At 37.3% G+C, this 14,805-nt stretch carries 18 protein-coding genes; 6 read left to right on the top strand and 12 right to left on the bottom strand.

All coding sequences use genetic code 11. The annotated features are described in order from the left end of the window. Nucleotides 1-469: 469 nt before the first annotated feature. From H0185_RS04195 to H0185_RS23910, 3 genes are all read right to left on the bottom strand, one after another. Entirely contained in the window at nt 470-916 is a 447-nt protein-coding gene (locus tag H0185_RS04195) for a hypothetical protein (protein WP_246628996.1), read from the bottom strand. 128 nt (nt 917-1,044) lie between these two features. After that, a complete protein-coding gene (locus H0185_RS24220) occupies nt 1,045-1,179 on the bottom strand; it encodes a hypothetical protein (protein WP_281427547.1) in 135 nt (44 codons plus the stop codon). A gap of 14 nt (nt 1,180-1,193) precedes the next feature. Beyond that, nucleotides 1,194-1,430 (bottom strand): YidH family protein, encoded by a 237-nt coding sequence (locus tag H0185_RS23910; protein WP_246628995.1) that lies wholly within the window; start codon nt 1,428-1,430, stop codon nt 1,194-1,196. 177 nt (nt 1,431-1,607) lie between these two features. Between H0185_RS23910 and H0185_RS04185 the strand changes: the two genes are divergently transcribed. Next, the gene (locus H0185_RS04185; protein WP_221871480.1) at nt 1,608-2,135 is read left to right on the top strand and encodes a CBO0543 family protein; all 528 of its coding nucleotides are present in this window, start codon (nt 1,608-1,610) and stop codon (nt 2,133-2,135) included. A 78-nt stretch (nt 2,136-2,213) separates the two neighbouring features. After that, nucleotides 2,214-2,780 (top strand): CBO0543 family protein, encoded by a 567-nt coding sequence (locus H0185_RS04180; protein WP_221871479.1) that lies wholly within the window; start codon nt 2,214-2,216, stop codon nt 2,778-2,780. A 433-nt stretch (nt 2,781-3,213) separates the two neighbouring features. On the opposite strand, the gene H0185_RS04175 is transcribed toward H0185_RS04180, so the two are convergent. From H0185_RS04175 to H0185_RS04145, 7 genes are all read right to left on the bottom strand, one after another. Then, complete coding sequence (locus tag H0185_RS04175) at nt 3,214-3,360, bottom strand: hypothetical protein (RefSeq protein ID WP_221871477.1); 147 nt, start codon at nt 3,358-3,360, stop codon at nt 3,214-3,216. 111 nt (nt 3,361-3,471) lie between these two features. After that, nucleotides 3,472-4,143, bottom strand: coding sequence for a lysozyme family protein (locus tag H0185_RS04170; RefSeq protein ID WP_221871476.1), 672 nt, complete (start codon nt 4,141-4,143; stop codon nt 3,472-3,474). A 158-nt stretch (nt 4,144-4,301) separates the two neighbouring features. After that, entirely contained in the window at nt 4,302-5,111 is an 810-nt protein-coding gene (locus tag H0185_RS04165; RefSeq protein WP_221871474.1) for a hypothetical protein, read from the bottom strand. 31 nt (nt 5,112-5,142) lie between these two features. Then, on the bottom strand, nt 5,143-6,024 hold the full coding sequence (locus tag H0185_RS04160; protein WP_221871472.1) for a proline iminopeptidase-family hydrolase: 882 nt from the start codon (nt 6,022-6,024) through the stop codon (nt 5,143-5,145). 89 nt (nt 6,025-6,113) lie between these two features. Then, nucleotides 6,114-7,172 (bottom strand): tartrate dehydrogenase, encoded by a 1,059-nt coding sequence (locus H0185_RS04155; RefSeq protein WP_221871470.1) that lies wholly within the window; start codon nt 7,170-7,172, stop codon nt 6,114-6,116. Between the two features lie 136 nt (nt 7,173-7,308). Then, on the bottom strand, nt 7,309-8,082 hold the full coding sequence (locus H0185_RS04150; protein ID WP_221871468.1) for an SDR family oxidoreductase: 774 nt from the start codon (nt 8,080-8,082) through the stop codon (nt 7,309-7,311). Nucleotides 8,083-8,167: 85 nt separating this feature from the next. Continuing rightward, nucleotides 8,168-9,157, bottom strand: coding sequence for an NADPH:quinone oxidoreductase family protein (locus H0185_RS04145; protein WP_221871466.1), 990 nt, complete (start codon nt 9,155-9,157; stop codon nt 8,168-8,170). A 246-nt stretch (nt 9,158-9,403) separates the two neighbouring features. Here H0185_RS04145 and cidR point away from each other — a divergent pair, with 246 nt between their 5' ends. From cidR to H0185_RS04130, 3 genes are all read left to right on the top strand, one after another. Next, nucleotides 9,404-10,309, top strand: coding sequence for a cidABC operon transcriptional activator CidR (cidR, locus tag H0185_RS04140; protein ID WP_221871464.1), 906 nt, complete (start codon nt 9,404-9,406; stop codon nt 10,307-10,309). Between the two features lie 244 nt (nt 10,310-10,553). Beyond that, nucleotides 10,554-10,925 (top strand): hypothetical protein, encoded by a 372-nt coding sequence (locus H0185_RS04135; RefSeq protein WP_221871463.1) that lies wholly within the window; start codon nt 10,554-10,556, stop codon nt 10,923-10,925. Between the two features lie 181 nt (nt 10,926-11,106). Further along, entirely contained in the window at nt 11,107-11,781 is a 675-nt protein-coding gene (locus H0185_RS04130) for an NAD(P)H-dependent oxidoreductase (protein WP_221871461.1), read from the top strand. A gap of 75 nt (nt 11,782-11,856) precedes the next feature. Here the strand turns inward: H0185_RS04130 and H0185_RS04125 are convergent, their stop codons facing one another. Both H0185_RS04125 and H0185_RS04120 read right to left on the bottom strand, forming a co-directional pair. Then, the gene (locus H0185_RS04125; protein ID WP_221871459.1) at nt 11,857-12,996 is read right to left on the bottom strand and encodes a M20 family metallopeptidase; all 1,140 of its coding nucleotides are present in this window, start codon (nt 12,994-12,996) and stop codon (nt 11,857-11,859) included. Between the two features lie 704 nt (nt 12,997-13,700). Further along, nucleotides 13,701-14,192: an acyl-CoA thioesterase gene (locus H0185_RS04120; protein ID WP_221871457.1), complete on the bottom strand. Its 492-nt coding sequence runs from the start codon at nt 14,190-14,192 to the stop codon at nt 13,701-13,703. 212 nt (nt 14,193-14,404) lie between these two features. Between H0185_RS04120 and H0185_RS04115 the strand changes: the two genes are divergently transcribed. Then, a complete protein-coding gene (locus H0185_RS04115; RefSeq protein WP_221871456.1) occupies nt 14,405-14,800 on the top strand; it encodes a secondary thiamine-phosphate synthase enzyme YjbQ in 396 nt (131 codons plus the stop codon). Nucleotides 14,801-14,805 lie beyond the last annotated feature (5 nt).

The raw sequence follows: 14,805 nt of genomic DNA, 5'->3' as shown, positions 1-14,805 counted from the left end.
CCATTTTATCGTTTGTCCTTTACATATATTACAAAATCTTCAGAATATATTAGATGAGGATGATTCTGTCATATCGAAATTTTTGCAAAGGCTGTTTTCGTATAGAGTGTTTAAAATCCTAAGCCGATTTCAACGGAATATAAGCTATTTGGTACGTTCGCAAGCTCTTACACAGATAACAAAAGCTATTTTGGAGTGAGACTTAATAATCTATCCTTTTTGTATCCAAAAGTAACAAATTTTTAAAAAGAAGCCATAGCAAAAGAAAAACAGACTTTTTTACTTACAGTCTGTTCAAAACTAGTCTATTTTAAAATACGGAGAATTGAGATATTGTGAGATTAAAAAGAAACCACGTTGTATTATCGTTTCATACAATTTAAATGTTATTATCATTAATAAATATTACACTAAGGACTTGAATTCTAGGATATAATTCCATCTAGATTCGGCGGTGTTGCTTTTCGAACTAAAACTCCTGATCATAATATTTTCCGAAGTTTTTTAGAATTTTAGTTGCTTGGTCCTTCGTTGGGATATTACCGTTTGCTTTGTAGGTGAGGTAAAAGGTTTTAGTATTTTTACGATGGATTACCCATCCAAGAAACTTCATAGCAAACCCATGCGAACCACTGTTTCGTAATTGAGGCATGGTCTTGCCATCCCAAACGGTCATTGTTTGTCCATAGCCTTTCCCTCGTTTCAGTTCTCCCTCCACCTCAGCATAAAGAAGTCCAGGAGTTTTTTTCATTTGGTTCATGACCAACAAGGTAAAAACTTGGTTAATGACTAGCTGCGCAAAGTTCAATCCTTCTCCTCTTGTCAAGGATACAAATGCATGCTTCGAAAGGGATTCTGGTTTTTCTCCTAATACCATTACCCCACCATTTACTATCTCCCACTTCTTATTCTCCACCCGCTAACCCTCCTAGTAAAAATGTCCATTATCAAAGGTATTCATTTTTTATAAAACAAATTCCTACCTATAGGGAGCAGCACTAGTGCTTAATTAAACCTAATTTTTGTAATCTGCAATGTATGTAACTAGACAATGATAAAATAAACGGCAAGCAATATTGCGATGATGATGATCATTGTACTCAAAATTAGAATATATGTTTTTGAAGAAACGAATGTTTGGTTATTAATCGAATCAATTTTTTTAAAATATACAATCATGGACATTAACACCGTTAATACACAAGTCCGACAGAGGCTAAACCTATCATCTTGGCAATTAGATCTCCTCTTGCGCTTAAAGTATCAATCATACTAGAGTGCAGATTAGTTACTAGGAAACCCACCCCCATAATGGCAATTGCCGTACGCACCCAAGCTAAAAACGTGCGTTCATTAGCTAGATGCTGCTGAATATACTTTGATTCCACTGAAGGATCTTTCCCAATGGTTTTTACCCATTCATTGACCATTTAACCACTTCCTCATCACTTGATTCCTTACCGTTAAAGTATCCAAAATCTAACACATGAATCACACTGGTAAAAATACATGAGAAACTTGAGTGTCTTAGGTAGAGAGTTTTTATTGGAATAATGATAATTCAATTTTTGGACAAAATAACAAAAAAATGTAGAGGGAAACAAAATATGCATCTTCTCCTAGCACTAATCAGTATTATTGCCGTTTGGTACAGGGGAGATTACCGCAACTGGGGGAAGTATTACAGCACGATGCAATTTATTGCGATTGGTAACCTTACTTACAATTTTTTATGTGCTAATCACTGGTTATGGAGATTATCTCCTGATGCGATCAAATGGTTTAATCATACCTTACTTGAAATGTCCTATACTTTTATAACCTTCCCTGCAACAGCCCTTATGTTTTTATCTCGATATCCTGAGGGGCAAGGGAAATGGAGAATCTTTCGCCATTATGCTTTTTGGGTTGGTTTATATGTTGTTACCGAAATCCTCTTATTATTAAAAGGGAGTATTCTCTACAAATATGGGTGGAGTTTACTTTGGTCCGCGGCTTTCGATTGTATTATGTTTCCATTCCTACGGTTGCATGATAAAAAGCCTTTAATAACCATACTAATCAGTGTCCCGTTCACGATTTATTTACTTTGGTTATTTGGAATACCTGTACATATTCCAATTGAAAATAGATAACAATTCAAGGAAGGAAACAAGAGAACCATCAATTCATAAACGATTCATGAAAATACTGTTGTAAAGAAGTGATTTAACTTGACAAAACAAAATGAAGCATTAGAAAAAATAAGTGAAAAACAACAAGAAATTGCAAGTGATTGGTTTCAATATTGGGAAGACTTCTCTTCTTTTTCAACATGGCCGTTTTGGTTTCATGTAGTGATGTTTGTAGTGCCGTTAATTGTTTTATACTTTAAATTAGACAGAAAAAAAGCTCTTGAGCTTGGCTTTTTCGGGTTAAATATCCATGTTTGGTTTGCTTATTTTGATACATTGGGAACCAGGCAAGGATTTTGGACGTATCCATTTCAAATGCTTCCGTTTCTACCCAATAGTGTTGGGTTAGATGCATCTCTGGTTCCAGTACTATTCATCTTGCTATACCAATGGGTCAAAAATCATAATAAAAATTATTATTTTTATGCATTTCTTTTAAGTTTAATTTTATCATTTGGGCTAAAATGGTTCTTTGTATCAATGAATTTATTTAAATTTCATATGGGTGCGAATTACTTTCACTTATTATTAACATATCTTGTTATCTTAGGTCTTTCAAAATGGATTGTCGATTTATTCTTACATTTTCAAAAAGAAGCTCAATAATCATTATTTCTTCTGCTTTCTACTAGACTTGTTGCTACTGAATCAATCCTGCTGTCAGGGAGCCTAATATGTTCAAATGTTTGTTACTGTATCCATGACTAATCCCTCATGAACCTGGTTCCCACATTGTTTATCTTCTATTGCTTTTGCTGAATAACTGTAAAAAGTGAATAAAAATACAAGTAAAAAGGCCATACAACCCAGTGATAGGTGTATGGCCTTTTTATTTATATGTGCACGGGAACGGACTTGGTGGGAGTCGAACCCACAAGAAGAACAACAATTTATATAGAAATTGTTGACTGCTCTCACCATTGAGCTACAAGTCCTTACAGCTATTATCTCCATGTTCGTCATTTCCATGCAGAATTCCAATAAATTATTTTGAGGATAAAAAAAGCAATGCGAATTGTTTATCGCATTGCTCATTATTTTAAACTCTAACCTTGCCTATTCTCTTTTTAATCGGGATACTATAGCATTCGTCACAAACTCCGTTGTTATCGATATACTCCACTTCTTCGGTAATGACTTTATTACATTCAGAGCAAATATACTGTTGATCGGCAACCTGCTCCATGCCATCATCTCCTTTTTATTACATTATTCGAGGAGATGAGGGAAAATCCTTCAATCTATTTCATGAAATTTCATTTTCTGCAGTATACCGGAGTTTTTTTACAAACAAGTTTTATAAATCCACCAACAAATCAGGTAAATCTGGATTGCTAGCAGTTAAAGTCTCGATATTTCTTGTTACCTTCGTCGTGTATGAAAAATCCCCATAACAATATGGGTAACGAAAATTACTTTGGTCTCCTCCACAGTTATACAATGATGGATTCTTGTCTACTTGGATTGAAGAGAATTTCTTTGCTATTTCTTCGTTATGTTTGCCCCCATTTTGAGCGACAAAATCAATATAACCAATCCCCATATTATAAGCCTGAATTATAGTTAAAAAATCCACCTTTTTCTTGGTTCCGTACAACAATGTATTTTGGAAGTGTTTCACTCCTTGTTCAATGCTTTTCTGTGGGTCGGTAATGGTGTTTGGCGCAAGCCCAGCTGATTCAGAAGCTTGCATTGGGTCGCCACCTTTCCCCCTACTTTCCTGTTGCATTATTGAAGCTAATACTACTGTATATTCTTCCAGATTAAGCTTTTCTAATTCTTGGCGGAGGACAGGCGTATATTTGGCCACATCATCAGAAATGATCGTCTGTACAGATGTCACTTTCTTCGGCTGATTTTGAAGCTGAAAAAACTGTTGAATGATTACTGCAAAAAAGATGAAAGCAAACAAAACCAAAACAATATTAAAATTTCTTTGTATCTTTTTCTTTTTTGAAATACCTGCCATCTAAACGCTCCTATAATATCTTGAATACTTAAATTCACCAAATTTTTTTAATGAATGAAAACGTGGTTGTCAGAGATTCATATGTTCTATTTTTAATAGACTATACAATATAGTAACATATGCAAATTGGAAAACAACAGATAATCAAGTTAGGAATTTCACCATCTATAGATAAGATAACTAAATAGCAATGTTACCAAGGAAAATAACAGAGCAATACTTGAAAAAGCTAAAACATACAGATTATAAGCAGTGATTTTAGCTATCATATGTTGGGAATCTATACCTAAAAAAATAGCAACAAAGTTAAACATCAGTAGAGCAATAAACAAGGCAAATAATCCTCGTGACGCCCCTTCAATATCAGATCTACTAAGTGCGATATGCGAGGAAATACAAATTGACAATATAATATAAAGCCAAAACATCGGATTAATCAGATTGTCAATCGTAAAAAAATTTTTAAATAAAAAAGACAAGGTTTCTGCAACTATTCCCACAACGGTCGTTTCCTCAAGGGAAATTTCATAAAGAATATAGTGAGTCAACTTTTCAAACATATTTGGAAGCATAAAGTACATGCCTAATACCAGTGAACCAATGCCACTGAAGATAGGACCTAAGCCGATAAAAAACAGACCGATTTGCTGGTACATACTCGTTTGGTTATATTGATGCTCAACATAACCGAGGACGCCATTTGTAGGATTTAATTGTAGTAGTTTTACCTTTGTGACCCTGTGTCCCCAGATGAAACACATCAGCAGATGCCCGATTTCATGAATCGGTGTTCCAATCCAAGCAGTTAAAAGAACTCCCTTCTTTTGCCCAAATGTTTTTGTTAGGTAGGAATGTGCATAGCGCTCAATAATTCCTAACGTAAAACCAACTGCGATTAACACTCCTACAAGGGACCATAACTGAAAAAAGCTTGTTATGACTATGTTTAAAAAAGAAGGAAGGTTCACGATTTACCCGTCCTTTCATCCTTTTCAAGGACTATCGATTTTGAGCATGGTCTACTGTATGTAAGAAGTCACCAATAACCTGTAAATATTCAGCTTTTTCCTCCAGATACGGCATATGTGCACTTTTTTCAAATACATGCATTCTAGCATTCGGAGTTAAGCTTTTGTAGTATGCTGTTGTTTCCGGTGTGGCTTCATCATACCGACCACAAGTGTATAGAGTAGGGCAAGTGATTTCATGTAGTTGAGTGGTACAGTCAAAGCTTTTCAAGTTTCCAGTGACCGTGAACTCTGATGGTCCCCACATAATATTGTAGACTTCAGGATTCTTTAAGTGAGCTCCTGCTTTAAGAAATTCCGGAAAAGGGTCTAAGCGACAAACAAAGTGTTGATTAAATACCTTTGTCGCTTCTTTATATTCTGTTGAATCTGTTGTACCGTTCGCTTCACTTGTTTTTATGACTTCTTGAATGTCGTAAGGTAATTTTTTAAGGTTTCGTTCTTGGTCTTTCTCCCACAATGGCGCACTTAAGCAAGAGCTAGAAAACACCACACTTTTTACTCCCTTTGGTTTTGTTAAGCAATATGCAGCTGCTAAAGTTGTTCCCCAAGAGTGTCCAAGGATATGGACTTCTTCTAAGTTCAAAGCTTTGCGAATATCCGCTAATTCTTGAACAAATCTTTCAATCTTCCATAACGATGAATCTGTAGGTCTGTCCGAACGTCCACAGCCTAATTGATCATAGAGGATGACAGGACGATGTTCTGAAAGTGCTTTTAGACTTTGGAGGGAATAGCTCGATGAACCGGGTCCTCCATGTAAAATAATAAGCGGTGTCTTAGCGGAATTCTTATTATAGTGTTGGTACCAGACCTTTCCACCAGGAACTTCAATAAAGCCTTCATTTGTCATATTTTTTCTCCTTTGCCTTCGTAAAAAAATCTCTTCAATCATACACTAAACTAAGATGCCAATTCTAATAGTTTGGCATCACTGTTTTTCTAAATTTTTTTCAGTTGCTCAATTATGCTAGTGGTAACATCCGTTGTCGTACTGCTTCCACCTAAATCTGGTGTTAAATATCCCGCACCAGTTACATGTTCAATGCAATCCAATAGTTTAGCACCAAGCTCTTCTTCACCGAAATGGTCTAACATCATTTTCGCTGTCCAAATTTGACCAATCGGGTTAGCGATGCCTTTGCCTTCGATATCTGGTGCACTTCCGTGAACAGGTTCAAACATAGACGGATATTTGCCATTTACATTTATGTTTGCAGCTGGCGCAATTCCGATGCTTCCCATAATCGCTGCACCAATATCCGTAAGAATATCCCCAAATAAATTACTAGCAACAATGACATCAAAACGAGATGGTTGGGTAACAAAGAAGGCTGCTAACGCATCGATATGCTGCGCTTCTTTTTTTATCTCAGGATAATCTTTCGACACTTCCATGAATACCTTATCCCAAAATGGCATTGAATACACAATTCCGTTTGACTTAGTTGCGCTAGTTACATGCTTATTGCGTTTTGCTGATAAATCAAAGGCAAAGCGCATCGCACGTTCTGTTGCTTTCCGAGAAAATACAGCATTTTGGATGGCGATTTCATCCTCACCTTGATAAATCGAGCCCCCAACAGTACTATACTCCCCTTCACTATTCTCACGAACTACCATGATGTCAAAATCCTTTGGGTTAATAAGTGGGGATTGTATTCCCTTTATCACTTTAGCAGGACGTAGATTAATGGATTGTTCGAACTCTCGGCGGATCTTTATCAGTAACCCCCAAAGCGAAATATGGTCTGGTACCAATTTTGGGTTGCCTACAGCTCCTAAAAAAATCCCATCAAAATCTGACAATCTTTTTAAACCATCTTCCGGCATCATCATTCCATGTTCAAGATAATATTCACAGCTCCATGGAAATTCAACAAACTCGAACTTTAAGCCTCCATGGACCTCTGCAATTGCATTTAATATATCTATCGAAGCCGGAACAACTTCCTTCCCTATTCCATCCCCTGGTATACTAGCAATCTTCAACTTTTTCATTTTAAGATTCCACCCACTCTCTCTTTCCTTCCTAATCTCATCGATGGTTCATTACCTTCAAGTTTAAGAAAATAACCAAATAAAAAACCTTTGGAAGTTCAGCACCCAGTTTGGCCCTGATCCTCCAAAGTTTTATTTACAAGGTACTCCCTCCATCCACACTTAGGACAGTCCCTGTGACAAAATCACTAGCTTTCGTCGCCAAATAGATCGCCGCACCTTTTAACATGTTTTCGTCACCGATTTTCCTTAATGGAATCGTTTCTAATACAGCCTTTTCCTTTTGTGCCAAGGTACCCGCTGTCATTTTGCTACGAAACATCCCGGGAGCAATGGCATTTACATAAATATTATGTCTTGCCCATTTGATCGCTAGATCTTTAGTAAAATGGATGACCGCTGCTTTGCTCGTCGTGTAACCAATGGTATTTGTCACTTCTGGAGGTCTAACAGTCAATCCAGCTGCAGAAGCAATATTGATAATTTTTCCGTACTTTTGATCAATCATATGCTTGCCAACAGCCTTACTCATTAAAAAAGTTCCTGTTACGTTGACGTTCATAACCTTATTCCAGGCTTCAAGTGGCATTTCTTCAACGGATGCCCCCCATGTGGCACCACTATTATTAACTAAAACATCTATTTTCCCAAAGTCCGCTAGCACTTGACCAACTACTTCTTCTACCTGGGTTTCATTGGTGACGTCAAGAGTATAGCTTTGGGCTTTGATTCCATATTCTCTAGTAAGTCTTTCGGCCACTTCCTCACAGTTTTCCTTTTTACGAGAACATAAAGCAAGGTCGCATCCCATTTCCGCATATACCTCTGCCATTTGTTCTCCTAACCCACGGCCGCCACCAGTTATTAATGCGACCTGACCCTTTAGATCAAATAATTCTTGAACGTTCATTTTGAATACCTCTCTCTTTGTAGTTCGTTTCTTAAGCATGTTTGACTTTCGAACCAGTTTCGTTCACAGCAGTTAAAAAACGGGATTACTTACTTTCCATGTTGATAACGACTTTCCCCCATGTCTTTCTTCCACCTAAAAGCTCAAGGGCTTCAGGAACTTGGTCAAACTTAAAGTGTTTATATAATAGAGGTTTTACTTTACCAGCTTCATATAGAGCCATGATTTCGTCATGCTCCTTAATAACTTTTTCAGGGTAAAGTCGATTGAAATATCCCCAATGAACACCGACGACTGAATAATTTTTTACGAGAACATGGTTGGTAGCAATAGAAGGAATCGTCCCCCCAGCAAACCCTATTACAAGAAGTCGGCCATCAAAGGCGATGCATTTTTTTGAACGGTCGAATACATCTCCTCCAACCGAATCATAAATGACATCTGCACCTTTCCCACCCGTTTCCTTCTTAACTACTTCAACAAAATCTTCGGTTAAGTAATCAATCACAACATCCGCACCTAGTTCCTTACAGATTTGCGTCTTTTCACTTCCACCTGCTGTTGCAATCACATAGGCACCTGCAGCTTTTCCTAGTTGGATGGCTGCAGAACCAACACCACCAGCACCAGCATGGACAAGAAGGACTTCACCTTTTTGGATATTTGCTCTGTTAAATAACGCATAGTAAGAAGTGTGATACGTGATGAATAAACCTGCCGCTTCATCCCAAGGCATTTGATCTGGAATGTGATATACCCTGCTTTCATCAACGGATACATATTCAGCCAAGCCACCATGAGGTGCTGCTGGTTGGGCCATGACTTTTTGCCCCACCTTAAATCTACTCCCCTCACTACATTTCAGAACAACACCTGAAATTTCCGACCCAAACGTAAATGGTAGAGGGGGTTTTTCCTGATAGGTTCCTTGACAGAGAAGAATATCAAAAAAGTTTAGCGCAACCGCTTTCACTTCAATTAGTACTTCATTCTCTTTCCACTCTGGTTTTTCAACTTCTGCAATCCTTAATACATCTTGTGGGTCTCCCAACTCTTTCACTTGCCATACTTTCATGTGCCATTCTCCTTTTATCATATATTTCTAAGGAAAAAAACTTCCTGTAGGTTTATTTTCTCTAAGATAAAGTCGAATCCTGCCTATTTTTCTAAAATTATATAATATTCTAAATTTAATCGTTACTTTTCCTAATGATCCATACTCCTCCTCTTTGCTAAACTATAACTGTAAATTATGAAGATTGTGGTAGTATGATAAAATAATAGTATCAGTGTACTTTGTATATAGAAGCAGGTGGAAGGAATGGATATTAAACATTTACAATATTTTCTTGAAGTCGTAGAATGGAATAGTTTTTCGCGGGCAGCCGATCATTTATATATTACCCAGCCAACAATTAGTAAAATGATTAAAAATCTTGAACGAGAGTTAGAGATTACTCTATTTGAACGGTCACGAAAACAGTTAGTTTTAACAGATGCTGGACAGATTATTTACGAGCAAGCAAAGCTCATTGACCAAGCTTTTAAAAACCTTGGGACAGAACTCGAACAGTTATCTGGTCTTAAAAAAGGCCATATTCGAATCGGACTCCCCCCCATTTTCGATGCTGAAAACTTCCTTAAAATTATAGGGTACTTCCATGAGGAGCATCCGGGAATTACCTTTCAATTAGTTGAGTATGGAAGCAAGAAAATTGAGGAGGCTGTGGAAAACAATGATCTTGATGTTGGGGTAATTGTCCTGCCAACCAAGAAGAACCTCTTCGACTATTTTTCAATCATGGAAGAAGACCTTAAACTCGTTCTACATACTTCGCACCCTTTTGCAAATAAAGAGAAAGTAGATTTAAGAGATTTGGCCAATGAATCTTTTATTTTATTTAATAAAGACTTCGTTCTAAATGATCGAATTATTCTATCCTGTAATGCTGCTGGCTTTAATCCAACCATTATTTCCGAAAGCACCCAAAAATCGAATATTGTTGAAATGGTCGCAAATAATTTAGGCGTCGCACTGCTTCCGGAAAGTGTATGTGATAAGCTACATAAAAATGTAAGCTCCGTGAAAATAACCAACCCTACAATCAACTGGAATTTGGCCGTAATTTGGAGAAAGAGTCAATATCTTTCCTATGCAGCGAAAGAATGGCTCAATTTCACAAGGAAACAACTTGATACCGAGAAACAGCCAATGAGCTCATCTTAATTGAGCTCATTTTTTTTATTGAGTGGTTATCCACTAATCGAAAGCGATTACATAGACAACATCTATCTTTCAGATGAAAACTATCCATTTTACATGCATGGACGTTCGGCTTACACTTTGAAGTAATAACTTAGATCCATTTCTAATATGGAAATGGTCAAAATCAGAAACAGGTAAAATTCCAGAATGTTCAGGAAAGGAGATTCATCTGGAAATGCCGTAGAAAAAAAGAGGAGGAGATTGAATGATTACATTATCTAGTATCACCAACCTTCAAGAAGCTTCGCAAACACTAGAAAAAATCAAAAAAGAAGCGCCAGCATTACATGAAAAGCTTCTACATGCCGTCCAATTGACTAGAGCCTTACAGTTTAAATACCACTATCTAGGCTGTTCCCTACTTGAACTAGAATGTAAGGAAGAAAACCCCACATTTGTTTCAACCTCAGTCCTTAACATGTATAAAAAAGAATTAAGCGCTTTAACAAAAGACCCTCAATTCTTTCTGGTAAAACAACTGTTTTCAAATTACCAAAGAATTGGCTACGCAAAAATATGTTTACTCATTCTTGACCGAACTCCTAATTCGTTAGTTGGCCCAACAAGTATTAAATAAAATGGTAGGCTCCAGGTCCATCCATTCTTGGATGTGATTTGGTGCTTTTTTTTATTTACCCTCCCTCTTCCATTTAATGAGCAAAGAATAATAATACCCAAATATAGGGAAACTATTTCATACGAATAAGAGCAAATCAATAAATGTTTCATGGATTAGATTTGGGATAAGGGGAATTGTTATGAGTCATGAAAACAAAAAGGAAGAAATTCTTAAAGCATTTTCGTTTCGTCATGCAACTAAAGAGTTTGATCCAAACAAGAAAATTTCAGATGAGGACTTTCAGTTTATTTTAGAGACAGGCAGATTATCTCCTAGCTCAGTCGGCTATGAACCTTGGAAATTTCTAGTTGTACAAAACATGGAATTACGTGAAAAACTTCGAGAAGTCTCCTGGGGAGCCCAAGGTCAGTTACCGACTGCTAGCCATTTCCTTGTGATATTAGCTAGAACGATTAAGGATACCAAATACGATTCAGAGTATGTCAGGAACCAAATGCTGAATGTTAAAAAAATCCCTGAAGAAATCTTTGCGCAAATGTTGGTTCGATACAAAAGCTTTCAAGAACATGATTTACATTTACTAGACAGCGAAAGAACGATGTTTGATTGGGCTTGCAAGCAAACTTATTTAGCCTTAGCGAATATGATGACTGCTGGGGCACAAATTGGGATTGACTCTTGTCCAATAGAAGGCTTTGATTTTGATAAAGTCCAACAAATCCTTGCAGAGGAGAACTTACTAGAGGATGGTCATTTAGCAGTTTCCGTTATGGCTGCCTTTGGGTATCGTGCTCAAGAACCTCGTGCGAAAACAAGGAAAAACATAGAAGAGATCGTTCAGTGGATAAAATAAAAAGTGCCCGGGATTCTCCATTGTTGGATGTTCCCGGGCATTTTTCTTTAATAGAAAGACTACCAATATTTATTTTTATTCTTTGCCAGAAAGCCTGTCAATTGTCATCGCCAATAATAAAGTCCGCTCAGGGAGAGTGTCGATTTCCAAGTATTCCTTGTCGCTATGTGCATTCCCACCCACAGGACCTAAGCCATCTACAGTGGCTACACCTGTTGCAGCAGTAAAGGAAGCATCGCCACCACCACCAGTGGCAGTGCCCGAAATTTTCACTCCGATTTCCTCCCCGACATCCTTGATAATATGGAGCAAGGATTTTGTTTGAGCGTTATGTTCCATCGGTGGCCGTCCAATTTCACCTTCTAATACCACATTTGTCCCCGGAACATCTGTAGTAGCACAAATTTCTTTCATTTTCTCTTCCAAATATTCTCCTTGCTCCATTTCAGAAATACGTACATCAACATGTGCGACAGCACTATCGGATACGGTATTGACTGCCGTACCTCCTTCAATTAGTCCGACATTCACACTCATTCCTTTTTCGTGATCGGTCAAATCATGTAATTGAATAATTTTATATGCAAGCTCTTCGATTGCACTTCGCCCTTTCTCAGGTTCAATTCCAGAATGAGCTGCCTTTCCTTCCACCATTAAGGTATATCTTCCGCCCCCACGTCTTGCCATAACCAGAGAACCATCTTTTCGTGCCGGTTCCATCACAAGTGCATATTCCTTCCCCTCCGCTCGCTCCTCAATCAATGCACGGGAAGATGGAGAGCCGATTTCTTCATCTCCATTTAAAATAATCTCGATATTTTCTCCACTGTTAGAACCTGAATGCAGTAAAGCCTTTATTGCATATAAAAGTTCAACCAGGCTTGACTTCATATCCACCACTCCCGGTCCATAGGCACGCTTCCCTTCAATTCGGAAAGGGCGCTCGGCCACTGTACCCTCTGGAAAAACAGTATCCATATGTGCAAGCAGGATAATTTTCGGTTCAATGCTGTTTTTATGACGAATGACTAAGTTATTTCCATACTCTTCTTCTTGGTTCACTTCAACAACGAAACCAAGCTCTTCATATTTCCGATTCAAAATCGACCCTATCTGATCCACTCCTTTTTTTACATAAGACCCGCTATCTATATTGACAAGTTGCTCAATTAATTCAAGCATCTCTGCCTTTTTCTGGTTAATAAATTCTTCCATTTTCCAATCTCCTAGACTTTATTTAATTGTTTTCATTAAAAAAGGTCTTTAACAATAACCGTTAAAGACCTTTTATGTCCGTTACCGAGTATAGTTTCAAAACGTTTAAACGATGTTCCTTCTCCGGACTGTATCATCGCACGGTTAATACTATCATTATACATTAAAATCAGGAATAAGTGCATTTGGTTGTGGATAAAGTAACTAATGTTTTCCTTAACGATGGAGATAAAAATCTAGTTATCTTTGAAAAACTATAAAATTTGTTGATAGCTCCTCTTAGGCAAAAATTATTTGGCAACGAAAGATGCTGACTATGGATGACTAATGAGGGTAAGGTTCCTTTAATGTACTTTGGAGCTACTTCTATAATTGGCGTAGGTTTTTGTTGTGTTGTCTTAATAATTTTGAACAGTAAACTTTCGTATACCATGAATCTCCACTTCTACATCCCTTTTCATAGCTTCAAGCAACCGCTAATTACATGAAGATGCTTTTTACGTGATGTGAATGGTTGATAGTAGGAACCCTCCATGTTCATTTTATACATAAAAAAGGGATAATCGCCAAAAGCTCACTGACACGAAAAACTGTGAACTGACGGGGATTATCCAAAACATTGATAAATGTTCATTTGTTAAAAAGATTGAGTTCATTAGAATAGAACAACTTCTAGAATTTTCCTAATTTAATGATCTTCCTTTTTATTTTTTAGATTTATCTCTCCCAATTAATCCTCGATTTTTTCGATTTTCTTTCCGTGCAGCAGCAGTTTCAAAAAGACGCTTTTCTTCCTCTGAACTTGGAATAATTTTCGGGACAGGTACTGGCTTCCCGTATTCATCCACCGCTACCATCGTTAGGAAAGATTCAGTTGTTAATTTTTCTTCACCGGTTAGGAGATTATTCGAGTGAACCTTTACGTAAATCTCCATCGAGGTCCTTCCGGTGGAAGCAACGAAAGCCTCCAAATAAAGCGCATCTCCAACTGTTGCCGAGGATAAGAAATCCACAGAATCAATCGATGCGGTTACCACCGCATGGTTACAATGCTTCATTGCGGTTAGTGCGGCAATTTCATCAATATACGAAAGAACTTTCCCACCGAAAATGGTTTGTAAATGATTGGTATCCGGTGGAAGTACCAAACGTGTTTGCGTAGTTTTTGAACGTTCAACAGGGTAAGCTAAATCCATAAGTAAGTAAACCTCCATAAATCTATTTCAGTATGTATGCTACATCTTTTATACTATCCTCACTTCAACTCTCTAGTCACATACTTATTTATTTTACTTAAATATGTAGGATACAACAAAACATTATTTTCCTAATCCAGATTTATTTTCTTTATCTATTTTTCTTAATTCATTAAAATTAGGACTAATGATCGTTGAAAGGATGTTGAATAATGCTAAAAAGGTTTACGATTCAAACAAGCAGTCGTGATGAGATGGTTGAGGTGACTTCTCAGGTACAAGAATTTGTCAGTCAAAACAACCTTAACGAAGGAGCAGTCATCGTTTATTGTCCACACACCACTGCAGGTATTACGATTAACGAAAACGCCGACCCAGATGTGAAGCGGGATATGATTCGTCGCTTTGATGAAACGTATCCATGGCATCACCGTTTAGACCGCCATCTGGAAGGAAATACAGCTGCACATATGAAAGCAAGTACAGTCGGACCTTCTCAGCACATTATTGTCACAAACGGAAAACTTCTCCTTGGAACATGGCAGGGGGTATATTTTTGTGAATTTGATGGCCCAAGAACTCGTACTTTTTATGTAAAAATATTATAGAAAAG

Source organism: Mesobacillus maritimus, assembly GCF_019749255.1.
Lineage (GTDB): Bacteria > Bacillota > Bacilli > Bacillales > Cytobacillaceae > Mesobacillus_B > Mesobacillus_B maritimus_A.
This window is presented reverse-complemented; position numbering and strand designations above follow the sequence as displayed.

Coding starts and splice junctions, on each gene's coding strand:
- H0185_RS04130 (WP_221871461.1), top strand. CDS start 11,107: ATGAGTCATGAAAACAAAAAGGAAGAAATTCTTAAAGCATTTTCGTTT.
- H0185_RS24220 (WP_281427547.1), bottom strand. CDS start 1,179: ATGATTGTATATTTTAAAAAAATTGATTCGATTAATAACCAAACATTC.
- H0185_RS04185 (WP_221871480.1), top strand. CDS start 1,608: ATGCATCTTCTCCTAGCACTAATCAGTATTATTGCCGTTTGGTACAGG.
- H0185_RS04135 (WP_221871463.1), top strand. CDS start 10,554: ATGATTACATTATCTAGTATCACCAACCTTCAAGAAGCTTCGCAAACA.
- H0185_RS04115 (WP_221871456.1), top strand. CDS start 14,405: ATGCTAAAAAGGTTTACGATTCAAACAAGCAGTCGTGATGAGATGGTT.
- H0185_RS23910 (WP_246628995.1), bottom strand. CDS start 1,430: ATGGTCAATGAATGGGTAAAAACCATTGGGAAAGATCCTTCAGTGGAA.
- H0185_RS04120 (WP_221871457.1), bottom strand. CDS start 14,192: ATGGATTTAGCTTACCCTGTTGAACGTTCAAAAACTACGCAAACACGT.
- H0185_RS04175 (WP_221871477.1), bottom strand. CDS start 3,360: ATGGAGCAGGTTGCCGATCAACAGTATATTTGCTCTGAATGTAATAAA.
- H0185_RS04125 (WP_221871459.1), bottom strand. CDS start 12,996: ATGGAAGAATTTATTAACCAGAAAAAGGCAGAGATGCTTGAATTAATT.
- H0185_RS04170 (WP_221871476.1), bottom strand. CDS start 4,143: ATGGCAGGTATTTCAAAAAAGAAAAAGATACAAAGAAATTTTAATATT.
- cidR (WP_221871464.1), top strand. CDS start 9,404: ATGGATATTAAACATTTACAATATTTTCTTGAAGTCGTAGAATGGAAT.
- H0185_RS04160 (WP_221871472.1), bottom strand. CDS start 6,024: ATGACAAATGAAGGCTTTATTGAAGTTCCTGGTGGAAAGGTCTGGTAC.
- H0185_RS04145 (WP_221871466.1), bottom strand. CDS start 9,157: ATGAAAGTATGGCAAGTGAAAGAGTTGGGAGACCCACAAGATGTATTA.
- H0185_RS04150 (WP_221871468.1), bottom strand. CDS start 8,082: ATGAACGTTCAAGAATTATTTGATCTAAAGGGTCAGGTCGCATTAATA.
- H0185_RS04155 (WP_221871470.1), bottom strand. CDS start 7,172: ATGAAAAAGTTGAAGATTGCTAGTATACCAGGGGATGGAATAGGGAAG.